This window comes from Paenibacillus pedocola, from assembly GCF_031599675.1.
GTDB lineage: Bacteria > Bacillota > Bacilli > Paenibacillales > Paenibacillaceae > Paenibacillus_AQ > Paenibacillus_AQ pedocola.
In genome coordinates, this window is the sequence record NZ_CP134223.1 from 2039779 (window position 1) to 2063825 (window position 24047).

23 protein-coding genes and 1 pseudogene are annotated in these 24047 nt (G+C 49.9%); 18 read left to right on the forward strand and 6 right to left on the reverse strand.

The features are described from left to right. The first annotated feature begins 3 nt into the window (after window positions 1-3). Entirely contained in the window at window positions 4-1515 is a 1512-nt protein-coding gene (locus QU597_RS08685; RefSeq protein ID WP_310832278.1) for a xylose ABC transporter ATP-binding protein, read from the forward strand. A 2-nt stretch (window positions 1516-1517) separates the two neighbouring features. After that, window positions 1518-2710: pseudogene (locus QU597_RS08690) on the forward strand (sugar ABC transporter permease). Between the two features lie 88 nt (window positions 2711-2798). Here the strand turns inward: QU597_RS08690 and QU597_RS08695 are convergent. Continuing rightward, on the reverse strand, window positions 2799-3182 hold the full coding sequence (locus QU597_RS08695; RefSeq protein ID WP_310832279.1) for a cupredoxin domain-containing protein: 384 nt from the start codon (window positions 3180-3182) through the stop codon (window positions 2799-2801). Between the two features lie 278 nt (window positions 3183-3460). On the opposite strand from QU597_RS08695, the gene QU597_RS08700 reads away from it, so the two are divergent. After that, the gene (locus tag QU597_RS08700) at window positions 3461-4531 is read left to right on the forward strand and encodes a GGDEF domain-containing protein (protein ID WP_310832280.1); all 1071 of its coding nucleotides are present in this window, start codon (window positions 3461-3463) and stop codon (window positions 4529-4531) included. 83 nt (window positions 4532-4614) lie between these two features. Here the strand turns inward: QU597_RS08700 and QU597_RS08705 are convergent, their stop codons facing one another. Then, window positions 4615-4962 (reverse strand): phage holin family protein, encoded by a 348-nt coding sequence (locus QU597_RS08705; protein WP_054939658.1) that lies wholly within the window; start codon window positions 4960-4962, stop codon window positions 4615-4617. Window positions 4963-5103: 141 nt separating this feature from the next. Here QU597_RS08705 and QU597_RS08710 point away from each other — a divergent pair, with 141 nt between their 5' ends. The 6 genes from QU597_RS08710 (at window position 5104) to QU597_RS08735 (ending at window position 12254) form a co-directional block, all read left to right on the forward strand. Further along, the gene (locus QU597_RS08710) at window positions 5104-7470 is read left to right on the forward strand and encodes an endonuclease MutS2 (protein WP_310832281.1); all 2367 of its coding nucleotides are present in this window, start codon (window positions 5104-5106) and stop codon (window positions 7468-7470) included. Window positions 7471-7499: 29 nt separating this feature from the next. Further along, window positions 7500-7919 carry a DUF350 domain-containing protein gene (locus QU597_RS08715; RefSeq protein WP_310832282.1) on the forward strand — a complete coding sequence of 140 codons (420 nt, stop codon included), beginning with the start codon at window positions 7500-7502 and terminating at the stop codon, window positions 7917-7919. 132 nt (window positions 7920-8051) lie between these two features. Further along, window positions 8052-8600, forward strand: a complete 549-nt coding sequence (locus tag QU597_RS08720; protein WP_310832283.1) for a hypothetical protein — start codon at window positions 8052-8054, stop codon at window positions 8598-8600. 73 nt (window positions 8601-8673) lie between these two features. After that, window positions 8674-9885 (forward strand): MFS transporter, encoded by a 1212-nt coding sequence (locus QU597_RS08725; protein ID WP_310832284.1) that lies wholly within the window; start codon window positions 8674-8676, stop codon window positions 9883-9885. A 36-nt stretch (window positions 9886-9921) separates the two neighbouring features. Continuing rightward, the gene (gene dcuS / locus QU597_RS08730) at window positions 9922-11526 is read left to right on the forward strand and encodes a DcuS/MalK family sensor histidine kinase (RefSeq protein ID WP_310832285.1); all 1605 of its coding nucleotides are present in this window, start codon (window positions 9922-9924) and stop codon (window positions 11524-11526) included. Continuing rightward, entirely contained in the window at window positions 11523-12254 is a 732-nt protein-coding gene (locus QU597_RS08735; protein WP_310832286.1) for a response regulator, read from the forward strand. Before dcuS ends, QU597_RS08735 begins: the two co-directional genes overlap by 4 nt. A gap of 94 nt (window positions 12255-12348) precedes the next feature. Here the strand turns inward: QU597_RS08735 and QU597_RS08740 are convergent, their stop codons facing one another. Beyond that, on the reverse strand, window positions 12349-14046 hold the full coding sequence (locus tag QU597_RS08740; RefSeq protein ID WP_310832287.1) for a methyl-accepting chemotaxis protein: 1698 nt from the start codon (window positions 14044-14046) through the stop codon (window positions 12349-12351). Continuing rightward, the gene (locus QU597_RS08745; protein ID WP_310832288.1) at window positions 14043-15356 is read right to left on the reverse strand and encodes an ABC transporter substrate-binding protein; all 1314 of its coding nucleotides are present in this window, start codon (window positions 15354-15356) and stop codon (window positions 14043-14045) included. Before QU597_RS08745 ends, QU597_RS08740 begins: the two co-directional genes overlap by 4 nt. 300 nt (window positions 15357-15656) lie before the next feature. On the opposite strand from QU597_RS08745, the gene QU597_RS08750 reads away from it, so the two are divergent. Next, window positions 15657-17210 carry a flavocytochrome c gene (locus tag QU597_RS08750; protein ID WP_310832289.1) on the forward strand — a complete coding sequence of 518 codons (1554 nt, stop codon included), beginning with the start codon at window positions 15657-15659 and terminating at the stop codon, window positions 17208-17210. 75 nt (window positions 17211-17285) lie between these two features. Here the strand turns inward: QU597_RS08750 and QU597_RS08755 are convergent, their stop codons facing one another. Then, window positions 17286-18524, reverse strand: a complete 1239-nt coding sequence (locus QU597_RS08755) for an NAD(P)/FAD-dependent oxidoreductase (protein WP_310832290.1) — start codon at window positions 18522-18524, stop codon at window positions 17286-17288. Between the two features lie 179 nt (window positions 18525-18703). Here QU597_RS08755 and QU597_RS08760 point away from each other — a divergent pair, with 179 nt between their 5' ends. From QU597_RS08760 to QU597_RS08795, 8 genes are all read left to right on the forward strand, one after another. Next, window positions 18704-18937, forward strand: a complete 234-nt coding sequence (locus QU597_RS08760) for a hypothetical protein (protein WP_236333782.1) — start codon at window positions 18704-18706, stop codon at window positions 18935-18937. Between the two features lie 48 nt (window positions 18938-18985). After that, window positions 18986-19378 carry a spore coat protein gene (locus tag QU597_RS08765; RefSeq protein ID WP_310832291.1) on the forward strand — a complete coding sequence of 131 codons (393 nt, stop codon included), beginning with the start codon at window positions 18986-18988 and terminating at the stop codon, window positions 19376-19378. 209 nt (window positions 19379-19587) lie between these two features. Continuing rightward, a complete protein-coding gene (locus tag QU597_RS08770) occupies window positions 19588-19785 on the forward strand; it encodes a hypothetical protein (protein WP_310832292.1) in 198 nt (65 codons plus the stop codon). Window positions 19786-19887: 102 nt separating this feature from the next. Next, entirely contained in the window at window positions 19888-20277 is a 390-nt protein-coding gene (locus QU597_RS08775; RefSeq protein ID WP_310832293.1) for a HipA domain-containing protein, read from the forward strand. Window positions 20278-20374: 97 nt separating this feature from the next. Then, complete coding sequence (locus QU597_RS08780; protein ID WP_310832294.1) at window positions 20375-20779, forward strand: hypothetical protein; 405 nt, start codon at window positions 20375-20377, stop codon at window positions 20777-20779. 147 nt (window positions 20780-20926) lie between these two features. Continuing rightward, window positions 20927-21427: an Lrp/AsnC family transcriptional regulator gene (locus QU597_RS08785; RefSeq protein ID WP_054941998.1), complete on the forward strand. Its 501-nt coding sequence runs from the start codon at window positions 20927-20929 to the stop codon at window positions 21425-21427. A 13-nt stretch (window positions 21428-21440) separates the two neighbouring features. Further along, window positions 21441-22661 (forward strand): aminotransferase class I/II-fold pyridoxal phosphate-dependent enzyme, encoded by a 1221-nt coding sequence (locus QU597_RS08790; RefSeq protein ID WP_310832295.1) that lies wholly within the window; start codon window positions 21441-21443, stop codon window positions 22659-22661. 190 nt (window positions 22662-22851) lie between these two features. Continuing rightward, window positions 22852-23103, forward strand: coding sequence for an aspartyl-phosphate phosphatase Spo0E family protein (locus QU597_RS08795; protein ID WP_310832296.1), 252 nt, complete (start codon window positions 22852-22854; stop codon window positions 23101-23103). Between the two features lie 220 nt (window positions 23104-23323). Here the strand turns inward: QU597_RS08795 and QU597_RS08800 are convergent, their stop codons facing one another. Then, window positions 23324-24031, reverse strand: coding sequence for a hypothetical protein (locus tag QU597_RS08800; protein WP_310832297.1), 708 nt, complete (start codon window positions 24029-24031; stop codon window positions 23324-23326). Between the last annotated feature and the right edge of the window lie 16 nt (window positions 24032-24047).

Consider the following 24047-nt stretch of genomic DNA (forward strand, 5'->3'; position numbering starts at 1 on the left):
CTCATGTATGTACTCGAAATGGCTGAGATCAGCAAGGAATTTCCCGGAGTGAAAGCACTGGACCATGTGAACTTCAAGGTGAAGCAGGGAGAAATCCATGCACTTTGCGGTGAGAATGGCGCCGGTAAATCTACGCTGATGAAGGTCCTGAGCGGATTGTATCCGGCGGGGTCTTACGGCGGAGAAATCATTATAAGCGGCGAGAAGAAGGAATTTCATAAAATCACGGATGCTGAGAAGGCCGGCATTGCTATCATTCATCAGGAACTGGCGCTCGTCAAGGAGATGACTATAGGGGAGAATATTTTCCTGGGGGCTGAACCGACAAGACGGGGAGCGATCCAGTGGGATGAGCTGTACCATCAGGCTTCGCTTTGGCTGAAGAGAGTGGGACTCCATCATTCGCCGGATACGAAGATCGGGAATTTAGGAATTGGCCAGCAGCAGCTGGTGGAAATTGCGAAGGCGCTCTCCAAGCACACCAAGATTCTGATTCTGGATGAGCCTACGGCAGCCTTGACGGAAAGCGAGGTGTCCATCCTGATGGGTATTCTCAACCAACTGCGGAGTGAGGGGGTAACATGCGTCTATATCTCCCACAAGATGCCAGAGGTGTTTGCTTTGGCGGACTCAATCACCGTGCTGCGCGATGGCCGGACCGTAGCTACGCTTGATCGAAATGAAACGGATGACGACAAGGTTGTCTCCCTGATGGTTGGACGGGAACTGACAGAACGTTATCCGCGGGTAGAGCATACACCCGGAGAAGCAGTGCTTGAGGTTCGGAATTATAATGTATGGCATCCTGAAAAAAAACATCACAGGGTACTTCGCGACATTGAATTTACACTCCGTAAAGGGGAAATCCTCGGGATAGCCGGACTGATGGGGGCCGGACGCACAGAATTAGTCAGCAGCCTGTTCGGGGCTTACGGAGGCAGGGCTGAGGGAACCGTGCAGATTGAAGGGAAGGCAGTACGAATCCGCTCGATTGCAGAAGCCATTAAGGCGGGCATTGCCCTGGTCAGCGAAGACCGTAAGCGCCAGGGACTCGTAATGGGGATGGATGTGAAAAGAAACACTACACTGGCTACATTGCACAAGGTCTCTAGACTCGGAGTCGTTAATGAGAATGAAGAAATCAGATGGGCGAGCCGGTATGTGCAGGAACTGAAGACGAAAACAGCTTCACTGGAAACGCCAGTGGGGACACTTTCCGGCGGGAATCAGCAAAAGGTCGTTATTGGCAAATGGCTGATGTCCAGTCCGAAAATATTGATTATGGACGAACCTACCCGGGGAATTGATGTTGGAGCAAAATATGAAATATATAATTTGATGAATCAACTGGTAGAGCAGGGAGTGGCTATTATTATGATCTCATCGGAGCTGCCGGAGGTACTGGGAATGAGCGACAGAATTCTGGTGATGAGTGAAGGGCAGTTCGTAAGAGAATATGATTGGCGCGAAGCAACGCAAGAGAAGATCATGCTGGCCGCTACAGGAGGTAAATAGTTATGCAACTGCAAAAAGAGCTTCAGGAACATGGTACGGTCCCTGCTGCGTCACAATCCCGCTTCAGTGTTTTATTCGGGAAAATGGATGTACGCGCATATACGATGGTAGGAGCGCTCATTCTGATTTGGGTGCTGTTCGGGATTTTAAATCCCACATTTCTAACTTCACGGAATTTATCGAATCTGTTTACACAAATGTCAGTCACCTCCATCCTGGCAATCGGCATGGTGCTGGTCATTGTAGCGGGGCATATTGATCTCTCAGTCGGTTCAATCGTCGGTTTGACCGGCGGCATGGCCGCTATCCTCAGTAACTGGCTGGAGCTTCCGGCCATTGTAGTAATCTTAGGCACACTTGCAGCCGGTGCCGTACTCGGATTGCTTCAGGGCTGGCTGGTGGCCTATAAAATGATTCCCGCCTTCATCGTTACGCTGGGGGAATGATGGTTTTCCGTGGTGTGCTTATGGGTGTGACGGAATCCATGACCATCCCTGTATCCGATCCAGTGCTGGCACTGCTCGGGAATGCTTATTTTGCCCGGGGGTTTGGCATCATTCTTGGAATTGTGGCAGTCGGCTTCCTGATGTGGAGTACATTCAATAAACGGCGTTCCCGCAAGAAATATGATTTTGCCATCGCTCCTCTGAGTATTGATATCTTTAAGGTGGCTGGGTTGTCCCTGCTTGTAGCGGTATTTGTAGCGGTGATGAACAATTACAAAGGCATTCCGTTTCCTATTATATTTGTAATTGTACTGGCGGCGATTTTCTATTTTATCTCGACCAAAACAACGTTCGGCCGCCATATTTATGCGATAGGCGGCAATATTGAGGCCGCACGCCTCTCCGGCATCAACATCAAGCGCAAGACCATGCTGATTTTTGTGCTGAGCGGGCTGCTCGGTTCCATTGCGGCCATCGTGCTTACCTCACGTCTGGCTTCGGCAACCATCACTGCCGGCAACATGGCGGAGATGGATGCCATTGCCGCTTGCGTCATTGGAGGAACTTCATTGATGGGCGGAGCCGGGACAGTAATCGGAGCAATTATAGGGGCACTCGTGATGACTTCGCTTGATAACGGAATGTCGCTGATGGGCCTGGAATCGTTCTGGCAGTATGTGGTCAAAGGCTCGATTCTGGTGATTGCAGTATGGCTGGATATTTCCAACCGCAGCAAGGGTGTAAAGTAGCAGCTGCGGCTGCATAACGACGAATTAAAGAGCCGGTATAGGGATCCCCCTTCGCCGGCTCTTTGCTGTATTTTGGAACGGATACTCGTTATTCCACAATCACCTTAGCGCTCATGGAGCTGTGCCCGGAGCCGCACATAATTGCGCAGGTCATTTCAAAGGTCCCGGCTTCCTCGGGGATAATCACCTGGGAGGAGGTTTTGGCATCTAATCTCAGCTCCAGCTCAGGAATCAGCATGCCGTGATTGCCTTCCTCATTCTTAAACACGATTTTGACGGGCACACCCTTTTTCAGATGATATTCCTTCTGGTCAAAGCTGTAATTTGTAGCCGAAATGATGAGTTCATCCTCAGCAGCGACAGTATTCTCAGCTGCTACGTCAGGAGCTGTCGATGTTTCATTGCCCCCGCTGCAGGCAGACAGGATGAGCAGACATAAGATGGACATTAATAAGGCAGGTCTTTTGAACATGATGATCCTCCTCCGGATTTTGATAGACAGGCTAGAGTTATGACCCTAGCATAGCTTACTTTTTAAGTGAAGTCTTGAATAAACTTTATTAAAAGAGTTAATCGGCTGAGGAAAGTCGTTGTTTGTCGAAATTCGCAAAAAAATGGTGCAAAGATAATTTAAATTCATTATAATTAAAGCTACTATATATCGGTAAGAAGTAGGGGATTCACATTAATCTAGCAATGGATACACAAAATGCGGAGGTTTGGCACCGCAGAATATTAAGCGGCTATTGGATGTTGGTGTTGTTAATGCTGGCCGTACAGTTCATCTTTATGCTGTCCGCCCGTATTCCTGAGGTGAAGTCGGTGCTTCTCCCGGGCCAAGGCCACTTATTTATTGCCTGCAACTTAATGATCGTCATTGCAATGAGCCTCGCGGAAATGTGGCTGCGCACAACCGACCAATACCACAAGCAGGCTGTGGTCGGATGCGGTTTTGTTGTATCGTATTTAATGTATTTTGTACTGGAGCCTTTTGTGGACGGGGCTCAGATGACCCTCATGATGCCGATAATGATTTCGCTTATCTATTTCGACCAGAAGCTGCTCAAATGCCTGGGAGTTTTCAGCCTCTTGTTTTATGCTGCCCTTTATTTCGGTTTGGAACGGACTGTGCTGGACAAGCCGCTGCTGGAATTTCTTCTGGTTGAATGTGTGTTTATAGTATTCGTAGTGATGGCTCAGGCGGTCATTGTCCGTGCCTGGGAGGTTCGTGAACATCTGGAGCAGTTGACTAAATCGGAGCAAGGACTCATGGTGGAACGGGCGATTTCGGACAAGCTGCTCAAAATAGAAGCCCTCACCGGCCTCTACAATCATAAAACCTTCCATGAATACCTGGATTCGCTGCTGGAGCAATGTGAGAGCAACGGGCTGCGCCTGCAGCTGGCGCTTTTTGATATCGATAATTTCAAGCGTGTGAATGATACTTACGGACACTGGGTGGGCGATCTTGTGCTCAAAGAGGTTGCAGCCAAGGTTGCGGGGCAAATCGGCCTGAATGATTTTGCTGCCAGGTATGGCGGGGAGGAGTTCGCGGTCATCTTCACCGACAAAAGCTTTCAGGAAGCATACGCAGCCGCAGAAGACATGAGGCTCGCCATCAGCCAGATGGAACATCCGTACGCCGGAGGTAAGCCGATTACCGTCAGCATCGGACTCTGTGATTATCAGCTGGGCGACGGCAAAGAGCTGCTGTTCCGCAAAACGGATGATGCCCTGTATACTGCCAAACGCAGCGGCAAAAATAAGGTCGTTACCGCTTCCCAGGTGCACGGCAAGGTTACAGTTGCGACTTACGCATAAAATCATACAACAAACCCCCTATATCCGATATAATCCGGAGATAGGGGGTTTCATTGTCTGAACACTGCTGAAGCGGGTTCAGGTTATTTGCCGGCTTCAAACGGGGTAGATACCGGCAGGAACAGGTCGATAATTCCGATGACCAGAGCAGCCAGTAAGGCTCCCAGTATCGATACGCTGACACCGCTCACGACGAACTGCGCGATCCAGATGACCAGGGCGCTGACCAGGAAACCAACGATACCACGGCCGAAGGGAGTCGCTTTTTTGCCGAAGATCCCTTCAATCACCCAGCCAAGCAGTGCAATGATCAGGGCCAGGATCAGTGCGCTCCAGAACCCGCCAATCGTGAATTGCGGAACAATCCAGCCGACAACGAGCAGGACAATCGCTGCTACCACGAAACGGACCACATGACCTAAAAATCTCATTGAATGAGCCTCCTTTGGCCTTCACATAAGGATATGTGCAGTTGTTATTATGGTCTCGCCCCCCGGTTTCTATGCCCAAATAGCGAAAATGGGCCGAATTAGGTATAATGTAAACATCTATGAAGGGAGCTGTGACGGTAATTGGACGACAAAATTTTGCATACGCTTGAATATCGCAAGATTTTAAATAAATTGATGCAATATACGCAGACCCCGATGGGAAAACTTGCGGCGGAAGAATTGAAGCCCTCCGGAGATTTTGAAGGCGTGAAGCGGCTGCTGCAGGCTACAGATGAGGCGGCAAATGTTGACCGGCTCAAGGGTATTCCTTCGTTTGGCGGGGTCAGCGATATTCGTCCTGCACTGAAACGTGCATCGATCGGCGGCATGCTGGGAACGCCGGAGCTGCTCTCCGTGGGCAATACGATCGGCGGAGCACGCAGAGTGAAGCGGTTCCTGGCCGCCATGCATGAGGATGAGAAGATTCATTCCCTGTTTGCCTTGAGCGACCTGCTCTCGGAACAGAAGCATGTGGAGGATGCCATCCGTTCATGCATTGATGAGGACGCGAATGTGCTTGATTCGGCCAGTCCGGAGCTGGCCTCAATCCGCCGGGAGCTGCGCGGCGGAGAGACCCGGATCCGCGAGAAGCTGGATTCGATGATCCGGTCATCTTCCGTAGCCAAGATGCTGCAGGATCAGCTTGTGACGATCCGGGGTGACCGCTTCGTGATTCCGGTCAAAGCGGAGTACCGTGCTCACTTTGGCGGAATTGTGCATGACCAGTCCGGCTCTGGGGCCACGCTGTTCATTGAACCGGAATCGATTGTGGCGATGAACAACAAGCTGCGCGAGACGCGGCTGCGCGAGGAACGGGAAATTGAGATTATTCTCCACAGGCTGACCGCTATGGTTGGCGATATTGCCGAAGAAATGGCTTACGACGTGGATATACTCGGACAGCTCGACTTCATCTTCTCCAAGGCGCGTCTGGCCCGTGAGATGAAGGCAACCCAGCCGCGGATGAACGACCGCGGTTACCTTAAGCTGCGTAAAGGCCGTCATCCGCTGATCCCTGCGGAGCAGGTGGTGCCGCTGGATGTGGAGCTGGGCAATCAGTACAGCTCGATTATTGTTACCGGTCCGAATACCGGCGGTAAGACAGTTACGCTGAAAACGATCGGGCTGCTGAGTCTGATGTCGATGTCCGGTTTGTTTATCCCCGCTGAGGAAGGCAGCCAGATGTGTGTATTTGATGCCATTTATGCCGATATTGGGGATGAGCAGAGTATCGAACAGAGTCTGAGTACCTTCTCCAGCCACATGACCAATATTATCTCTATCCTGAAGCGGATGACTCCGAAAAGTCTTATCCTGCTGGATGAGGTAGGCGCAGGAACTGACCCTGCTGAAGGCTCGGCGCTGGCTATTGCCATCCTGGAGCATATTCACCGGATTGAATGCCGGATGGTCGCCACGACACATTATAGTGAACTGAAGGCATATGCGTATGAACGTAAAGGCGTCATTAATGCCAGTATGGAATTTGATGTGCAGAGCTTAAGTCCCACCTACCGCCTGCTGATCGGCGTGCCGGGACGAAGCAATGCCTTTGCCATCGCTGAACGGCTTGGACTGCCCAACGCGATTCTGGATCACGCGCGCGGTGAAGTGAAGGAAGAGGACTTGCGCGTCGAGCATATGATTGCTTCACTCGAAGAGAACCGGCTCACCGCAGAGAACGAACGTGAGCGGGCAGAGGTTATCCGCCGGGAAGCGGAGGAATTCCGCAAGCGGCAGCAGCTGGAGCTGGAGAAGCTGGAAAGCCAGCGTGATAAGCGGCTGGAGAAAGCGGAGAAGGATGCCACCGCCATTCTCGACAAGGCGCGCAAGGAAGCGGAGGAAATCATCAGCGGTCTGCGCCGTCTGGCATTGGAGGAAGGAGCTTCCGTCAAGGAGCACAAGCTGATTGAAGCCCGCCGCCGCCTGGATGAAGCAGAACCGGCACCGCGTAAGAAAACCGTGTCCCGGAGCAGCAGCAAGGCCCCGCGGCAGATTCAGCCCGGCGATGAGGTGAAGCTGCCCAGCGTGAACCAGAAAGGCTATGTGGTTGAGCTGAGCGGGACTAAGGAAGCGCTTGTGCAGTTTGGCATAATGAAGATGAAGGTCAATCTAAGCGATCTGGAATTTTTGGCCTCTGCACCGGATAATCCGGCACCTGCACTCCGCCGTGCAACGACCGTCAAACGTACACGGGATGAGAATGTCCGCAGTGAGCTGGACCTGCGCGGTGCGAACCTGGAAGAAGCGATTATGGAAACGGACCGTTTCATCGACGAAGCATTCCTCGGCAATCTTGGACAAATATCGATTATCCATGGCAAAGGAACCGGCGTACTGCGGACCGGCATTCAGGAATATCTGCGTAAACATAAGCATGTCAAAAGCTACCGGCTAGGAAATTATAACGAGGGCGGCGCGGGTGTAACCGTGGCTGAACTGGAATAGCGGCGGAGCCCGGCAGAAAGAGGGGAACAATGCAAGGAAATATTGATCTTTTGCTGGATCATCCGCTGGGTGCACTGCTGGGCTACTTCACTGTGGCCATTCTCGGCCTGGTGATATTCCTGTCCTTCTTCGAAATGGTGACCAAGTACAACTGCTGGGAAGAGATTCGTAAGGGGAATGTAGCGGTAGCGATGGCAACCGGCGGCAAAATATTCGGCATCTGTAATATTCTGCGCTTCAGCATTCAGGCTGGAGCCTCCATATACGAGACAATGAAATGGTCGCTTGTCGGTTTTTTACTGCTGCTGCTGGCGTATTTCCTGTTCGAATTTCTGACTCCCGTCTTTTCGATTGATGATGAAATTGCAGCAGATAACCGGGCGGTGGGACTAACAGCTATGCTGATCTCGGTTTCACTGTCCTATGTGATCGGCGCCGCTATATACTGACTTAGGAGTAGGAACTGATGAAAATTCTGATCCGGGTGCTATTTATCTCCGCCGTCGCTTTTATAGCGGCAGGAATTATTTATTTAGTGTTGAACTGATTTTTAAATGTGAGGTAAGAAGGAGAACGTGAAGATGGAAACAACTGTATGCCCTTGGTGCCATACCGAAATTGTGTGGGACGAGGAATTTGGGCCTGAGGATACCTGCCCCCACTGCAACAATGAGCTTAGCGGATACCGTACTATCACGGTAGGCGTAGATGATCTTGAGGATGAAGAGCTGGAAGAAGAAACAGCCGATGTCTCCGAAGAAGATGAAATCAGTGATGATAACCTGTGGGACGACGATGACAAAGAAAGCGTAGTGCCGATCTTCAACACCCTTGACCAGTTCGGGGACGACTATGATCTGAAGCAGTATGAACAAAGCGTAGCAGCGATTCTGGCAGCGCAGCTTGAGGCGCCGGAATGTCCGCAGTGCCATGAACTCCTGGTATTGTCCGGTACACAAAAGGTAACCAGCTTTGAACCGTCGTCTCCGGAGGCACTGGGCGGACCTGTGCTGAAGGCGCCATTTTCGCTGAATCTGTATGTATGCCCTTCTTGCTTCCATGTTCAGCAGAGTCTGGCCCAGGAAGACCGGGCGGGGTTTGTGCGTAACCTGAGCAACGGGAATAAATAGGCACTGTTCATAATTCGCCCTCCTTCCGGGAACGATAAGCAGGATTGTTCAGAAGGCAAGGAGGGCGCCCTAATTGAAGAGAGCACCACAAAGTCAGGCGGTATTGCTGCTGGCGGTTAACGGATTGTATTTGCTGGCCAGTGCTCTGGCAGGTACTTTTTTAAATGTATACTTGTGGAAAAGCCGTCAAGACTACGTCATGATCGGCTGGTTTGCGCTCAGCCAGCAGGTGGCGGTGGGCCTTAGCTTCTGGCTGGCCGGCAAGTGGGTGAAGGAACATAATAAAATGAATGCCCTGCGGCTGGGAATCGCCGTTTCGGGCTTTTTTTATTTGCTGGTGTTATGGCTCGGAGGGAGAGCCTCCAGTTATATTTGGCCGTTAGGCCTGACCCTCGGATTATCCATCGGCGTATTTTGGCTCGCTTATAACATTATCTATTTTGAAATTACGGAGGCGGATAACCGGGATTTTTTTAATGGCTGGATCGGCCTGCTGGGTTCACTCGCCGGGATCATCGGCCCGTTTCTCTCCGGGTGGATGATCTCCAGAATGCAGGGGGAGCGCGGGTACAGAGTCGTGTTTATGCTATCCCTGGGCATTTATGCAGTGGCGGCCGTCCTGAGCTTTTTTCTGAAGAAACGCAAAAGTGAAGGCGAATATCTGTGGCTGGAGCCGTGGCGGGAGCTGCGGCGTTCCGGCAGCCGCTGGCGGCCTGTCGCGGCGGCACTGTTCTTTCAAGGCTTAAGAGGGGGAGTCTTCGCTTTTCTGATCGATCTTCTGGTCTACATCGCGGCGCAGACAGAGAGTAAGCTGGGACAATTTGCACTGATTACATCAGCAGTGTCGCTCATCAGTTATTTCGCGGCAGGCAAATGGTTCAAGCCCCGCTATCGCTCTGCGGGTATGCTGGCCGGGGGGATATTGCTGCTGGCTGTTATCGTGCCGCTTGTCTGGAAGGTAAGCTATGGGACATTGCTGGTGATGGGAATCGGAACCGCTCTGTTCATGCCGCTATATATGCTGCCGATGACTTCTATCAGCTTCGACCTGATGGGTGAATCAGCAGAAAGTGTGAGTAAGCGGGTCGAATTAGTAGTGCTGCGCGAGCTCAGCCTGATGAGCGGGCGAATGCTGGGGATGTTTGCATTTATTGGGGTCTTGTCCGTTAACAGCTCCCAGCTGGCGATTATTGTACTCCTGCTTGTATTGGGGGCAGCGCCTTTAGGAAGCTGGGTCGTCCTCCGCCGCAAGCTTCATCGCAGCCGTGCCGGTAATATGCAATAATTGATGCAAGACAAGCTGGAGAGGATTTTTGTATTCATGGCTAAAAAAAGATTGACCGGTTTAAGAACTCAGGTAGCATTTATGGGTTCAGCTGTAGTGCTGCTGGTCCTGCTGGTGCTTTATTTTATTTTTAGTAATCAGATTATTCCGCAGACCCGCCACGCGCTGGAGGATAAAGCGAATGCGATTGCCCGCACAATTGCCCTTATGCCGCTGGTATCAGAGGGCTTAAGTGAAAGGCGCAGCAGGGAGATCCAGGCCTATACCTCCAAAATTACCCGCCGCAATGATATTATGTTTGTAGTTGTAATTGATATGAACAGCATCCGCTATTCCCATCCTGATCCCTCCATGATCGGTAAGTCTTTTGTCGGGGGAGGGCAGCAGGCTGCACTCCGCGGAGAAGAGAGCATCTCCGAAGGCGAAGGCATGCTGGGTAAATCTCTGCGTGCCTTTGTTCCCGTGTATACGGGCAAGGGATACCAGGTGGGAGTAGTTGTGGTAGGCCTTTCCATGGAGAAGGTACAACGTCTGGTGAGGCAGAATGAATGGACGCTTATCGCAATTCTGCTGTCCGGTGCACTGCTTGGAGCCGGTGGGGCAATCGTTCTCGGACTGAGGATAAAGCGGATGATCTTCGGCATGGAGCCTGCAGACATATCCAAGCTCCTGCAGGAGCGCAGTGCTATGCTGCAATCGACACGTGAGGGGATTATAGCAGTGGATCATGAAGCTACGGTCACAATGGTCAACTTGGAAGCAGAGCGGCTTCTAAACACGGCTGGCATTAAGGGTAATGGCATGACCCGCAATATAGCTGACTATTGGCCGGAGCTGGGTCTGGAGCAGGTACTTGCTACCGGTGAACCGAAACAGGACCAGGAGCTTGAGCTGAACGGCATCACCCTCCTCGTAAGCAATGTGCCGATCCGGGTTAACGGGGTGATTGCCGGGGCGATTGCCACGTTCCGTGACAAAACCGAGCTGGCTGTCCTGGCGGAGCGGCTGTCCGGCATCTCGGTCTATGCAGATGCGCTGCGGGCAGGTGCTCATGAGTTCATGAACAAGCTGCACGTCATTATGGGAATGACGCATATGGGGCTGTATGATGAGCTGCAGCAGTACATATCGGGGACAGTCAGCAACTATCAGAACGAAATCGGGTCCATCACCCGCATGATCAAGGACCCTGTGATGGCCGGATTTCTGCTGGGGAAGCTCAGCCGGGCACGGGAAGCGGGGATTGATCTGCTGCTGGCGGAGGACAGCTATCTGCCGGAAGCTGCTGAGCCGCAAACGATCCATGAGCTGATCACTATCGCCGGCAACCTGCTTGACAACGCAATGGAAGCGTTGGAAGGGCAGGAGGTAAAGGAAATTGAGCTTGCTTTTCATTATGAGCACGGGAGATTGTGCTGCACGGTGGAGGACAGCGGTCCGGGAATTCCCGAGCTGCTGCAGAAGCAGATCTTTGAACAAGGGTTTTCGACCAAGGGAGAACAGCGGGGGATTGGTCTGTACCTGGTGCGTAAAAGTGTGGAGAAACTGGAGGGACGCCTTCAGCTCATTTGCGGTAAGGAACCGGGGACTACTTTCATCGCGATCGTGCCATATGCTGTTAAGGGTGAGGAGAATGTATGAACATTAAGGTATTGATTGTCGAGGATGATCCGATGGTCGCCAAATTCAACCGCCACTATCTCGAGCAGGTGGAGGGCTTTGAATTCGCAGGCTGGGCCTCTACGGGTGAGACGGCGGTGGAGATGCTTGCAGCACAGGTAATTGACCTTGTCCTGCTGGATATATATATGCCCCGAACCAGCGGACTGCAGCTGCTGTCCACTCTCCGCGAGAAGGGGAGTACGGTCGATATTATCGTCATCTCCGCTGCCAGCGACAAGGCCAGCATCCGCAAGGCGTTGCAGCTCGGAGCCGTGGATTATTTAATTAAGCCATTCGAGTTCGCCCGGTTTCAGGCTGCGCTGTCTGCCTACCGGGAGGATTATACTTTGATGAAGCAGCAGGAGCCGCTTAGCCAGCAGCAGCTCGATAAGCTGCTGCGGCATCCGCTGGGAACAGAAGAGGACAAAACGGCAGCGCTGCCTAAGGGGCTGTCCGAAGGGACACTGGAAAGTATCTGGAACACTATACAGCAACTGGAGAGGCCTATATTCTCTACGGAGGATATCACGGAGGATGCCCCGATTTCGCGGATTTCTGTACGCAAGTATCTGGCGTTTCTTAAAGACGCTGGAGTACTCGACATGGAGATCAGCTATGGCGCGGTGGGGAGACCGGTGTACATGTACACGGTTACTCCTGTCGGTCATGACATCATTACGAAATACATCAGCGGCAACAGCCGTTAACCCAAGGGCCCGCCGGGTCCTTTTTGCTGTCTTTCCATAAAATAAGAAAAACGTTACCTCCCTAATAGGAAGTAACGTATCTGGGATTGATCTGCTAGACTGAGAACTTTGAAATGCTTTCCTGAAGCTCTTGCGCAAGCTCGGACAGCATTCTTGAAGCCGCCGCTATTTCCTCTACGCTGGCCAGCTGCTCCTGCGCCGAAGCGGATACATCGTAGGTTCCCTCGGAGGAAGCTAAGGTAATTCTATTAATCTGCTCAAAGGCAACGACCAGTTCATGGGTTTCATGCGACATTTGCTGGGAAGCATCAGATACGCCGCTAATCTGTTCATTGATATTTTGAATAGAACCTTCAATTTCGGCAAAGGACTGACCGGCGGTCTGGACGGCATGAATGCCGACTTCGACTTCCTTCTCCCCTTGACTGACCATTGCGATGGTACGGCTTGTTTCCGATTGAATCGAGTGAATCACCTCGGAAACGCGTTTACCGGATTCTGCCGTCTTCTCCGCCAGCTTGCGCACCTCACTCGCTACAACCGCGAAGCCCCGGCCATGCTCGCCTGCTCTTGCTGCTTCAATCGCCGCGTTCAGTGACAGCAGGTTTGTCTGATTCGCTATATCCGTAATAATCGCAATAATCTCACCGATTTCTCTGGAGCTTTCGGCCAGAGCACTGACCACCGCTGAAACCTCACCTACATTTTTGGAAACCGCAGACATTTGGTGAATAGCAGATTCAACCGCCTGAATCCCTTTGGAGGCCAGCTCGGATGCTTCATCCACAGATTCCTTTACATGAATGGAAAGATCAGCAATTTGCGCAGCTTCTCCATCCATCTTATGAACAAGCGTAACGCTGGCTTCAATGCTGTTCACCTGCGTCTGCGCTCCTTCTGCTAATTTTTCCGTAATGGATGCAACATGCTCCGTAGCCTGCCCGGTTTGTTCAGCGCTGGCTGTCAGCTCTTCCGAGGAGGCGGCAACCTGCTCCGCATTAGTCCCTACTTCCCGGATTAGCACCCGCAGATGGTTGCCCATGTTGTTAAAAGCCTCAGCCAACTGACCAATCTCATCCTTATTCTTAATCTCCACCAGGGTATTCCGTAGATCCCCTCCGGCAATTTGTATGGCCATCTTTTGGAGCTTCCGGATTGGATTCGAAATAGCGCTGCTGATAAAATAGGAAGCTAGAGCTCCCAGAATCAGAGCAGTAGCAGTCAATGCCAGGACCAGCTTCTTAATATCCGAGACGTCAGCGAAGGTGGACGTGGATTCCACGGCCAATTCATCCTCCTGGAGCTTCACGAAACGTTCTGCCGTACTGCTGAACTTGTTCAGCACTGGACCTTGGGTTTGGATAATCTCCAGATAATCGCTGTTATTTCGCTTCTTGCTGTCGATAATCTGCAGGGCTGTACTGCTGTATTGCTCTTGCAAGAGATCAAGGCCGGCGAGAATTTGTTTATCACTCCGGTCGGCCAGAACTGACTTTAATTGTTCATGAGAGGTATGGAAATGCTCCTTCGCTAACTCAAAGGCTTCCACATTGGCTTCATCTCCATCAACCAGGAAGCTGTTGAGACTTGCTCTTTCCTGTTCCACTGCGATCCGCAAATCCTTGATCAGTTGGACAGAGAAGGCTTTATTCTTTATCAATTGGGTATAAGATTCATTGACCCTGGAAAGATACGAGTAGCTGGTAAAAGCTACAACAAGCAGGAGGATCAGGATCAATCCGAACCCGCCGTATAATTTCTTCCGGATCGTTATGCTGCCTAGTCTATTCATTTCGGTTCCTTCCCCTCTGTAACCTGCAGGATTGAGACAGCCTCTGCCCGGTATCGCTGCGCACCTTGCTCCGGTGTGATACTGCCGGCGATCACTTGATCCAAAATGATTTGATACGCATTGTTGACAATGATCGAATTGCCGGGGGCAGGAGGGTCGATCGGTGATGAATGAGTTTTGAGATAGTCCAGCAGTTCATATTGCTGTTTCCCTGCTTCTCCAAGCTTATCGGAGAGATGATCAGCAATCACATTGGATACAGGAACTCCCCGTTCACCTGTAAGGATGTCATTGGCCGCTTCATTATTGATGAAGAAATCAATAAACTTGGCTGCTTCTTCGGGATATTTTGAATAGGAAGAGACTGCCAGGAACATAGATGGTTTAATGAACCGCCCCTCTTGTTCGCCCGTTTTCGGAAGCGGCAGCAGCTTGATGGTACGCCCCGCCTTGCTGCTTAAGATAGTGGCTGCGTTACTGAAAACAGGGAAGAAGGCAGCCTTATTCGTTATTACCGGGTGATTTTCATCATTGTTGACGCCCTCAAAGGAGCCTAACAAGCCTTCATCTGTCCATTTTTTATACAGAGCGAAATAATCTGCAAGATCCTTGTCATCTTCATAACCAAGAGCCGTTCCTTCGGCATTGTACATGGATACGCCTCTGGTTCTCAGGAAATAGCTCGCATTAAACATAGCCCCCATCGGATAGAAATCGGGATCATCTATAGATTCTTTTAGTTCTACAAGGGTCTTGTATAGCTCATCTATCGTATATTCCGGAGAAGGGGCTTCAATGCCTGCTTCCTGAAAAAATGCCGGATCATAGGCTAGAGCTTCGGAATTAACGCCGATATTGACCGCATATAGCTCATCGTTCTTCTTGCCTGGAGCCAAATACTCCGGGGAAACATTTGAAACGGAAAGACTCTTATCTGCAATATAGGGATTAAGGGGCTCAATGAGATCCCGGTTAATATAATTGAATATAAAGGCATAATCCCCCTGGATAATATCTGCGGTATTCTGATCCGCGGTCTCCATAGCCAACTGGGTTGCTACTGCATCCGCATTGGGGAAATCCTCCGTCACAATTTTGACGCCCGGATGCTCCTTCATGTACAGATCAATGACCTTCAGCGTAGCCTCTTTCCGCTGTTCTTTCCCCCACCAAATAAACTTAAGAGTAACCTCCTGATCTTTTGCCGCTTCCTTGACTTCCCCACCTGAGCTGCTGCAGCCCATAATTCCTGTTAGGATTAAAAGTCCCGCGAATACCTTCAATAACCCCCATACTTTGCTGTTCGTCATAAAAAAAGCCCACCGCCTAATTTGTCTAATGCTGTCGAATGAATGAAAATAATGTTGTATTTTGTATATCCGACAACTATTTTCTTTATCGGACGATGACACAGCTTTGTGAACACGAACTGGATATTAAATTACATAAAATGTTATAATATAAATTTTTATTAATTTTCAATCATCAAAATAGGGGAGGTTGGTTACTTTAGTTACTAAACGTTTTCTTTAGTTACGTAAGCTTCCAGGGAGAGTGGCAATGCCGTTATGATAATTGTGAAAATATGCACAAGGGGGCAGGGTTTACACATGAAAAAGAAAACAGCAGCCGCTCTTCTTCTCGTTCTCTCCGTTATACTTGTTATCGCGGGATGCGGTAACAACAGCAGCAATACCAGCAATAGCGCAAATGAGAGCAAGAGCAAGAACAGCGCGGCAACAGCAACTAACGCGCCAAAAGAAACAGAAGCCGTTTCGGGGGCATCCGAAGCCAGCTATACACCGCTTGATCAATTGAAAGAGAACTATGACATTATCATTGTCGGAGCGGGCGGAGCAGGGATGTCTGCAGCGCTTGAAGCGAAGGCAAAGGGCATGAATCCGGTTATTTTTGAAAAAATGCCGGTTGCCGGCGGGAATACAACGAAATCCTCTTCGGGAATGAACGCTTCCCAAACGAAGTTCCAAAAAGAGCAGGGGATTGAAGACAGCAATGATCTTTTCTATGAAGAGACGCTAAAAGGCGGTCATGATACCAACGATAAAGAAATGCTCCGTTTCTTCGTTGATAATTCCGCGAGTGCGATTGACTGGCTGGATTCGATCGGAATCCGTTTGAATAATATTACGATTACCGGCGGTATGAACGAAAAACGCACACACCGTCCTGAGGACGGTTCTGCGGTAGGCCAGTACCTGGTTAAAGGTCTGGTGCAAAATGTTCAGGAGAAAGGCATTCCGCTGTTTGTAAATGCCGATGTGAAAGAAATTACTCAGCAGGACGGCAAGGTAAACGGTGTCAAGGTCCTGTTTAACCAGGCTGACGAGAAAACGATTACCGCAGCAGCAGTCGTTGTGACCACCGGCGGTTTCGGTGCCAATATGGATATGATTACAGAAGTCAGACCGGATCTGGAAGGGTACGTAACTACCAACCAGATTGGCAGTACCGGTGACGGTATTAAAATGATCCTAGCGATGGGCGGCACGACAGTAGATATGGACCAAATCCAGGTTCATCCGACCGTGCAGCAGGAGAAATCCTATCTCATTGGGGAAGCGGTACGCGGCGAAGGAGCTATTCTCGTTTCGAGTGAAGGCACCCGGTTCACGAATGAATTGAACACACGTGATAAAGTCACTGCGGCAATCAATACACTTGCTGAAAAATCGGCTTATCTTGTATTTGATTCCGGTGTTAAATCCCGCGTTAAAGCGATCGGGCAATATGAGAAAATGGGCTTTGTAATCCAGGGGGATACACCTCAGGCTTTAGCAGAGGCCATGAAGGTTCCGGCAGACAAGCTGCAAGCTACAGTAGACACATGGAACAGCGCTGTGAAAAATAAACAGGATGCCGAGTTCGGCAGAACAACAGGCATGGACAACGATCTGTCCGCAGGTCCGTACTACGCCATTAAGATCGGTCCCGGAATTCACTACACTATGGGCGGCGTGAAGATTAACACCAATACCGAAGTTCTGGACAAAGACGGAAATCCGATTACCGGCCTGTTTGCAGCAGGTGAAGTAACGGGCGGGCTGCATGGTCAGAACCGGATCGGCGGCAACTCTGTTGCCGAGATCATTATCTTTGGCCGTCAGGCAGGAATTAAATCCGCTGAGTTTGTAAAAGCACAGTAAGATCCGGCATCTGCCGCGTATTAACCGGCAAACACCAAGCGCCTGGGCTCTATGAGTCCGGGCGCTTGGTGTTTTTTAGGTCTGAACGGATGGAGCCGGGGACGGCTTGGTGGTCCGTGTCAGCGAGAACAGCTCAAGCTCGGGCCGGTATTTGCCGGCAAGGGTATCGGCGAGCAGTTCAGCGGCAATCATGCTGTAGACGGTTCCGTTGCCGCCATATCCTTCGATGAAGTAACAATGGGGATAGTCGGGGTGAGGACCAATAAAAGGCAGCCCGTCCCGGGAGGTTCCGAATACTCCGCCCCATGAGAACTCTGCCTCCACTCCTTTAATCTCCGGAAAAAGCGCTCCAAGCTCCTCAAGCAGCCTCTGGCTCTGGGACAATACTCTGGCTTCCCTTTGCTGGGGACCCGTGAGCTGTTCGTCCTTGCCTCCTGCAATGATCCGCCCGTCATGGGTTGTTCGGAAATACAAATAAGGCCGGGCAGTTTCCCAGATTAAGCTTTGTTCATGCCACTTTGGGAGGTTCTTCAGAGGCCGGGTCATGATTGCATAAGTATTGATCAGCTCGGCCCCCCGGTCTTTTTTCATCTCCTGAGTTTCATATCCCATGGCAAAAATCACATATTTAGCAAAAATCCGTCCATTGTCTGTATAGCAGGTAACACCTTCCGCGCTGAACTCATAATGCCGTGCTTTAGTGTGTTCAAATATGTTAACTCCGCCGGAATGTGCCTTGCTGATCAGGCTGTGGACAGTACGGAAAGGGTTGGTTTCTGCATCACCTCTGGAATACAAAGCCGCAGGCTTGGAAAAAGCGTAATGGGCACGCACCTTGTCCGTATCCCAGAATTCCGCATCAAAGCCGTGTGCCGTCAGAGTTTCGTATTCCTGCCGCAGTGCCGGAACATCCTCCGGGGTGCTCGCATACAGCAGGGTGCTGCGGGGAATAATCAGCGGATCCATGTCCATCTGGTCCGGCAGCTCCAGAATCTTGCCCAAGGCCCGCTGGCATAGCTTATAGAACAGCACCCCTTGTTCTTCACCGAACGTATTGATGCAAGAGGTCAGCGACTTGTCATTGGCGATTTGCAGCAGGCCGGTGTTAGCGTGGGAGCTGCCGCTGCCGATGGCTCTTTTATCAATCAGGACAGTATCTGCCCCGCTGAGGGATAAACGGTAAGCAGTCATAGCACCGCCCATGCCTCCGCCGACGATCAGACAATCGCAGGCTATATCTCCTCCCAGTGAAGGATAAGCCGGCGGATTAGGTAATGTCGATTCCCAGGGCAGCTGCCCGCTGATAAGGTTCATCTGTTGATCTCTCCTTAATGAGATTCCGGTAGGGTAGTATTGGCGGAGTTGCCTGTTCTCATACACTAGGCATCCTCCAGTTCATGAAGAGGCCGGGCTGTTCCAAAAAGCACATAAAGCATAGGCTTCCGCGGCATAATAAAGACTGCTTGTACAACTAGAAGGAGGGAAATTAGAACATGCAATCAACCCAAATGCAGGCACTCAGCGGCAAAGAGCTGGAATACATCGCAGACTCCATTTCCAACGAGGATTTGCTCATTAAGCAGCTGGCTGCTACCGCAGGCACGACCCAGAACTCTACGGTTCACCAGATTTGCGTTCAGCAAATCCAGAGCCATTCTCATCACATGAGCACGCTCATCCAGCTGCTGCAGCAGCATCAGCAATATGCGCCGACTCAGCCTCAATAATCAGCTTTGATTTGAAGCAAAGTCCAATAAAAATAGGAGGTAATGCTAGTGTACGCACAAAACGGATCGGCATTTATGGCAGATGAGGATTTACTTAACACGGTATTGGCGGATTTGAAGCGCACGGTACGTGAATACACGACCGCTGCCACAGAATCCAATTGTCAGGCGGTACGGCGGGTATTTAATGACCTGACCATGGATACGCTTCGTCTGCAAGGGGAGCTCTATACCCAGATGTCACAGCTGAACATGTATACCCCGCCGGGAAAAGCGCTGCGCCAGGATTTGGACAAGCAGATCCAAACCGCACAGCAAACCCAGCAAAAATGCCAGCAATTCGTGCAGCAGAAGACAGGCGGGGCCGGAAATTATACTCAGGCGGCGAATGTACCGCTGCACCAGGCAAACGTGCATAACCAAAACCCTTATTATATGTAACCCTTCTCCTCTTGAGGTGAAGCACAGCAAGGAAATCTTCGCCTGGTAATAGAACAGGGATCAATCCGTCCGCCGAATTTTTCGGCGGACGGTGTTTTATGTTTATTGTGCAGAATTTAGCTTGTTAAGGATTTTGTCATATAATAATACATACTAATATCAATTTATTATACTGTTATCATTAGCTTGAAGTCGGGAGGGACGGGAATGTGAAGGTATTGCCCGATTTTTCAGATTGGATAGTGCTTCCTGATGTTGCGGTTTCAGGAGTAACAAGGAAGTTATGGCTTACAAAAGATACTAAAAAAGCATTATTTAAGTTTGGGGACGAATGGACAGAAGAAATTGCTTCTAATTTAGCGGAAATTATAAAAATTCCTTGTATGGACGCTACATTTGGAATGTAGAATAAGGAAGTAGGCGTTTTATGCTCAGATATAGGAAATATTACTGAGTTTGGGTTTTTAATAGAATATGGTTTAGATAAAGGTTGGGGCTCTATCTATCTTTTGCAAGATATTGAAAATGAAGTTTCAATAAACACATTTACAAATATATTAAGAATGTTTATTTTCGATTATATTATTGGAAATCGAGACAGACATTTAGGTAACTTCTCATTGACGGAGGACTTTACTCTGGCTCCGCTTTATGATAATGCAGCTTCTATGTGTTACGGTCTTTCAGAAAGACATGCACAAAGTTTATTGGAAGAGGGGAATTATAAGGAGCTACATGCATACTCATTCGATATAAAAGCACATGCATGTATTCCTCATAGATGTTCGAATGTGGAATTAATGTTCTACATAAAGGAGCATTATACCGATATATGGGGCGAACTTATCCAACCGTTCCTTGCACTTCAACCAATTCAATTCCAAAATGTTCTGAATTAATTCAGGGAGATTATTCCTGAACCAATCTTAAAATGCATGTTATTTGGTCTTGTAGAAAGGTTAGATTTTCTAAAAATGATTGAGGGGGAATAGTGAAATGGAAACATTTTATATTGTGCGGATGTCTGAAGATGAACATAATAAGCCGGTCTTACTAGGCACACTTTCCTCAGGAAAAAGAAGACGTCGTTATCTGTATAAACCTTTCAATCTAGACAAATATAAATATCCGAGAGCGTCTAAGCCCTTCGTAAAGAAATCTCCTCCACACTTATTAACATCCAGAACTTATGATTCTGGAAGACCCGACATATCAGAAATATTAAAATCTATGGATCTTAAAAGCTATGACCCTTGGAAGATGGTTGAAATAAAAGAAGGTCGAGTCATGACGGATTCACTGTATTATCTAACGGAGTCAGGATTGAAAAAATATGGGCTGGAAGCATTGAAGATTGAGACTGAGAAATTGATGGTTAAAAGACAGAAATCGTTTGGGTAGCCTATGAATTTAAAAGATGACCCCGCCCCGGCGGGGTTATTTTGTTTGCAGAGCGGACCGTTTCATGTCATATTAGTATTAAACTCTTTTCGCTATTGCCGCGCTGATTCAGAAAGGCGGTTAACGCGAACTATCCGGGGGGAAGGCATGAAGGAAATGGACGAATTAAAGCGGAAAGTGCTGGAACTGCTCAAGGAGGACGCTCGAAGCTCTACGGCGCTGATGGCGACCCTGCTTGGAGCGGAAGAAGAAGATATTAAGACCGTTATTGCGCAAATGGAAAAGGACCACGTTATTGTAAAATATGCTACTGTTGTGAACTGGGATAAGGTGGACGACGAGCGGGTAACCGCACTGATCGAGGTGCAGATTACACCGGAGCGCGGCCGCGGCTTTGAAGGCATTGCCGAACGGATCTACCTGTACCCGCAGGTGAAATCGGTCTATTTAATGTCAGGGGCATATGATCTGCTGGTGGAAGTGGAAGGACGCAATCTCCGTGAGGTCGCTAATTTTGTCTCTGAGAAGCTCTCCCCGATTGATTCTGTACTCTCGACCAAAACCAACTTTACGCTCAAAAAATACAAACAGGACGGTATCATCTTTGAAGAGCATGAAGAGGACAATCGTCTGCTGATATCTCCGTAAAGGAAGTAATCATATGATCACGAATAACCAGAAGCAAACCGGAGAATCAGGCAAATCCATGAATTCGTATCTGGCACCGCTGGTTCAGCAGATCCAGCCGTCGGGTATCCGCAAGTTTTTTGATCTTGCAGCAGGGAGTAAAGACATCATCTCACTGGGTGTCGGCGAACCGGATTTCAAGACGCCATGGCATGTCAGGGAAGCTTGTGTCTATTCGCTGGAAAGAGGCTTTACCGGCTATACCTCGAATGCGGGTATGCCGGAGCTGCGCGAAGGAATTGCGAATTATCTGCATTCACGGTTTGCAGTAGAGTATAACCCCGCCAATCAGATTATTGCGACAGTTGGCGGCAGTGAAGCGATCGATCTGGCGCTCCGTGCCTTAATCTCGCCGGGTGATGAAATTCTGATTCCTGAGCCTTGTTATATTTCTTATTCTCCGATTACCGCCATTGGCGGCGGGATACCGGTCGGGATTGAAACCTTTGGCGAGAATAACTTCAAATTGACGGCTGAAGCGCTTGAAGCGAAGATTACGCCGCGTTCCAAGATTCTGATACTCTGCTATCCAAGCAATCCGACAGGAGCGATCATGAGCCGGGAGGATTGGGAGCCGATTGCCAAGGTCGTGGAGAAGCATGATCTTATCGTGATTTCTGATGAAATCTACGCCGAGCTGACCTATGGAAGCAACCATGTAAGCTTCCCTTCGCTGCCGGGCATGATGGACCGGACGATTCTGGTCAGCGGCTTCTCCAAGGCCTTTGCCATGACCGGATGGCGGATGGGATATGCCTGCGGCCATCCCGACCTGATCTCCGCCATGCTTAAGATCCACCAGTACACCGTCATGTGCGCCCCTTCCATGGGCCAGGTTGCCGCCTTGGAGGCTCTGACCAACGGCATGGAGGAAAAGGACCGGATGACCGATTCGTACAACCAGCGGCGACGTCTAATCGTCAAAGGCCTGCGTGATGCCGGATTGGACTGTCATGAACCTCAGGGCGCGTTTTACGCTTTTCCGAGCGTTCAGCGGACCGGGCTTACCTCCGATCAATTTGCCCAGCGGCTGCTGCTGGAGTACAAAGTTGCCGCTGTGCCGGGCAGCGTATTCGGCTTAGGAGGAGAAGGCTATCTGCGCTGTTCCTACGCAACCTCAGTATCCCAGTTGAATGAAGCCATCGAGCGGATAGGTGCCTTTGTCTCACAGCTGGAACGGGAACGGACGGAATAAAACGGTTAGGAGCAAGTAAATCGGGCTATAGCGGATATCCCTGCTTTATGGTATTATTTTACTTTAAGAACAAGAAACACCTGTATTTATTTACATGGAACTCTTATTCTGGTAACCAGGCGATTGCGCAAAATGGGAGACTCCTTATGCTCCTGAGCAATTAGCAATAATCCATTAGGAGGGATGACCAGTGCTCATCGGCGATTATTACTTGCCTTCCTACAGCGGGGATTGTTATCCGGGAAGCGGCCAACGCTCCTCGGACACTGATGCTGCTGCGCGCAAGCTTTCTCTGGAACATGAGATTCTGATCCTACGCAGCAGGATGGAGCAGCTCTTCATGCAGGAGCAATCCTTCACTTCGCAGCATGTGATCGAAATCAGCTGTCTGCTGGATCTCAAAATCAATGAATATATGAAGAAATCATACCGCAGCGTCTAGCTGTGATTATTTTTTGACCAAGGGCCCCAGGGCCCTTTTTTTTGTGCTGAAATATAGAGCCGGAACGCGTTAAACGGGCGATTGTCAGATTTCTTAAGGAGTAGAGGGGATAACAATGCTGGAGGCATAGCGGGAGGTAATGGTCCGAATGAGGGGGACGCTGCTCCGAAGAGCCTTATTTTTAGGCTTCAGCTTGTGTGAGTGATGTCTGCCCGTAGGATCACTTTCCGCCTCCTCGTGCGGCTCGGCGTCTGCCTGTGTACCAGGCCACACCGTAACCCGCTCCGGTAACCATAAAGAACAGTAAATGATAGATAAATTCCCGTTCGGGAGCATTTAGGTAGCTAACAATATTGACGCCGATGAACAGCAGCACGAGAGTCGCATCCCTAAGCAGCTGCTTGCGCTGGCTAGTACCGGAGATATTGCCGGTAAAGCTTTTGAAACCTATAAAATCCTCATGCGGAGTCCCATTTTCTCTGGAGGTATTATCCACACTGTGCTTGTACAGAAGCGAATGCAGGAGGGTGGAATCTATATAATAACTTCCGATGGACTTTCTGGAATGCTGCGGACTGTAGAGAAAAAACGCATCGTCCATGAGCTCAACATGAATCTGGTTCAGATCAAATGTGAAAATTTTGCGGTATTCACGATAGCGCATCGTATCCTTACCGAGTTCAACAAAAGCATTCTTAACCAAAAGGATATACATCACGCTGAGTCCCAGAAAAAGCCCGCCAATCGTAATCAGCAGCAGGGCGGCTGCGATTTCGGCTTCATAGCAACCTATCCAGATGAAAAAAAGCGACGTGGCAACAGTAAAAGCAGCGACGACATAATTCCATCTCGACATGCGGAATACCAGCGGGTGGTGCTGGCCCTCAGGTTCAGCAGATTCTATCTTCGGATTGATTCTTCCATGCATACCCTTCAGCCTCCTT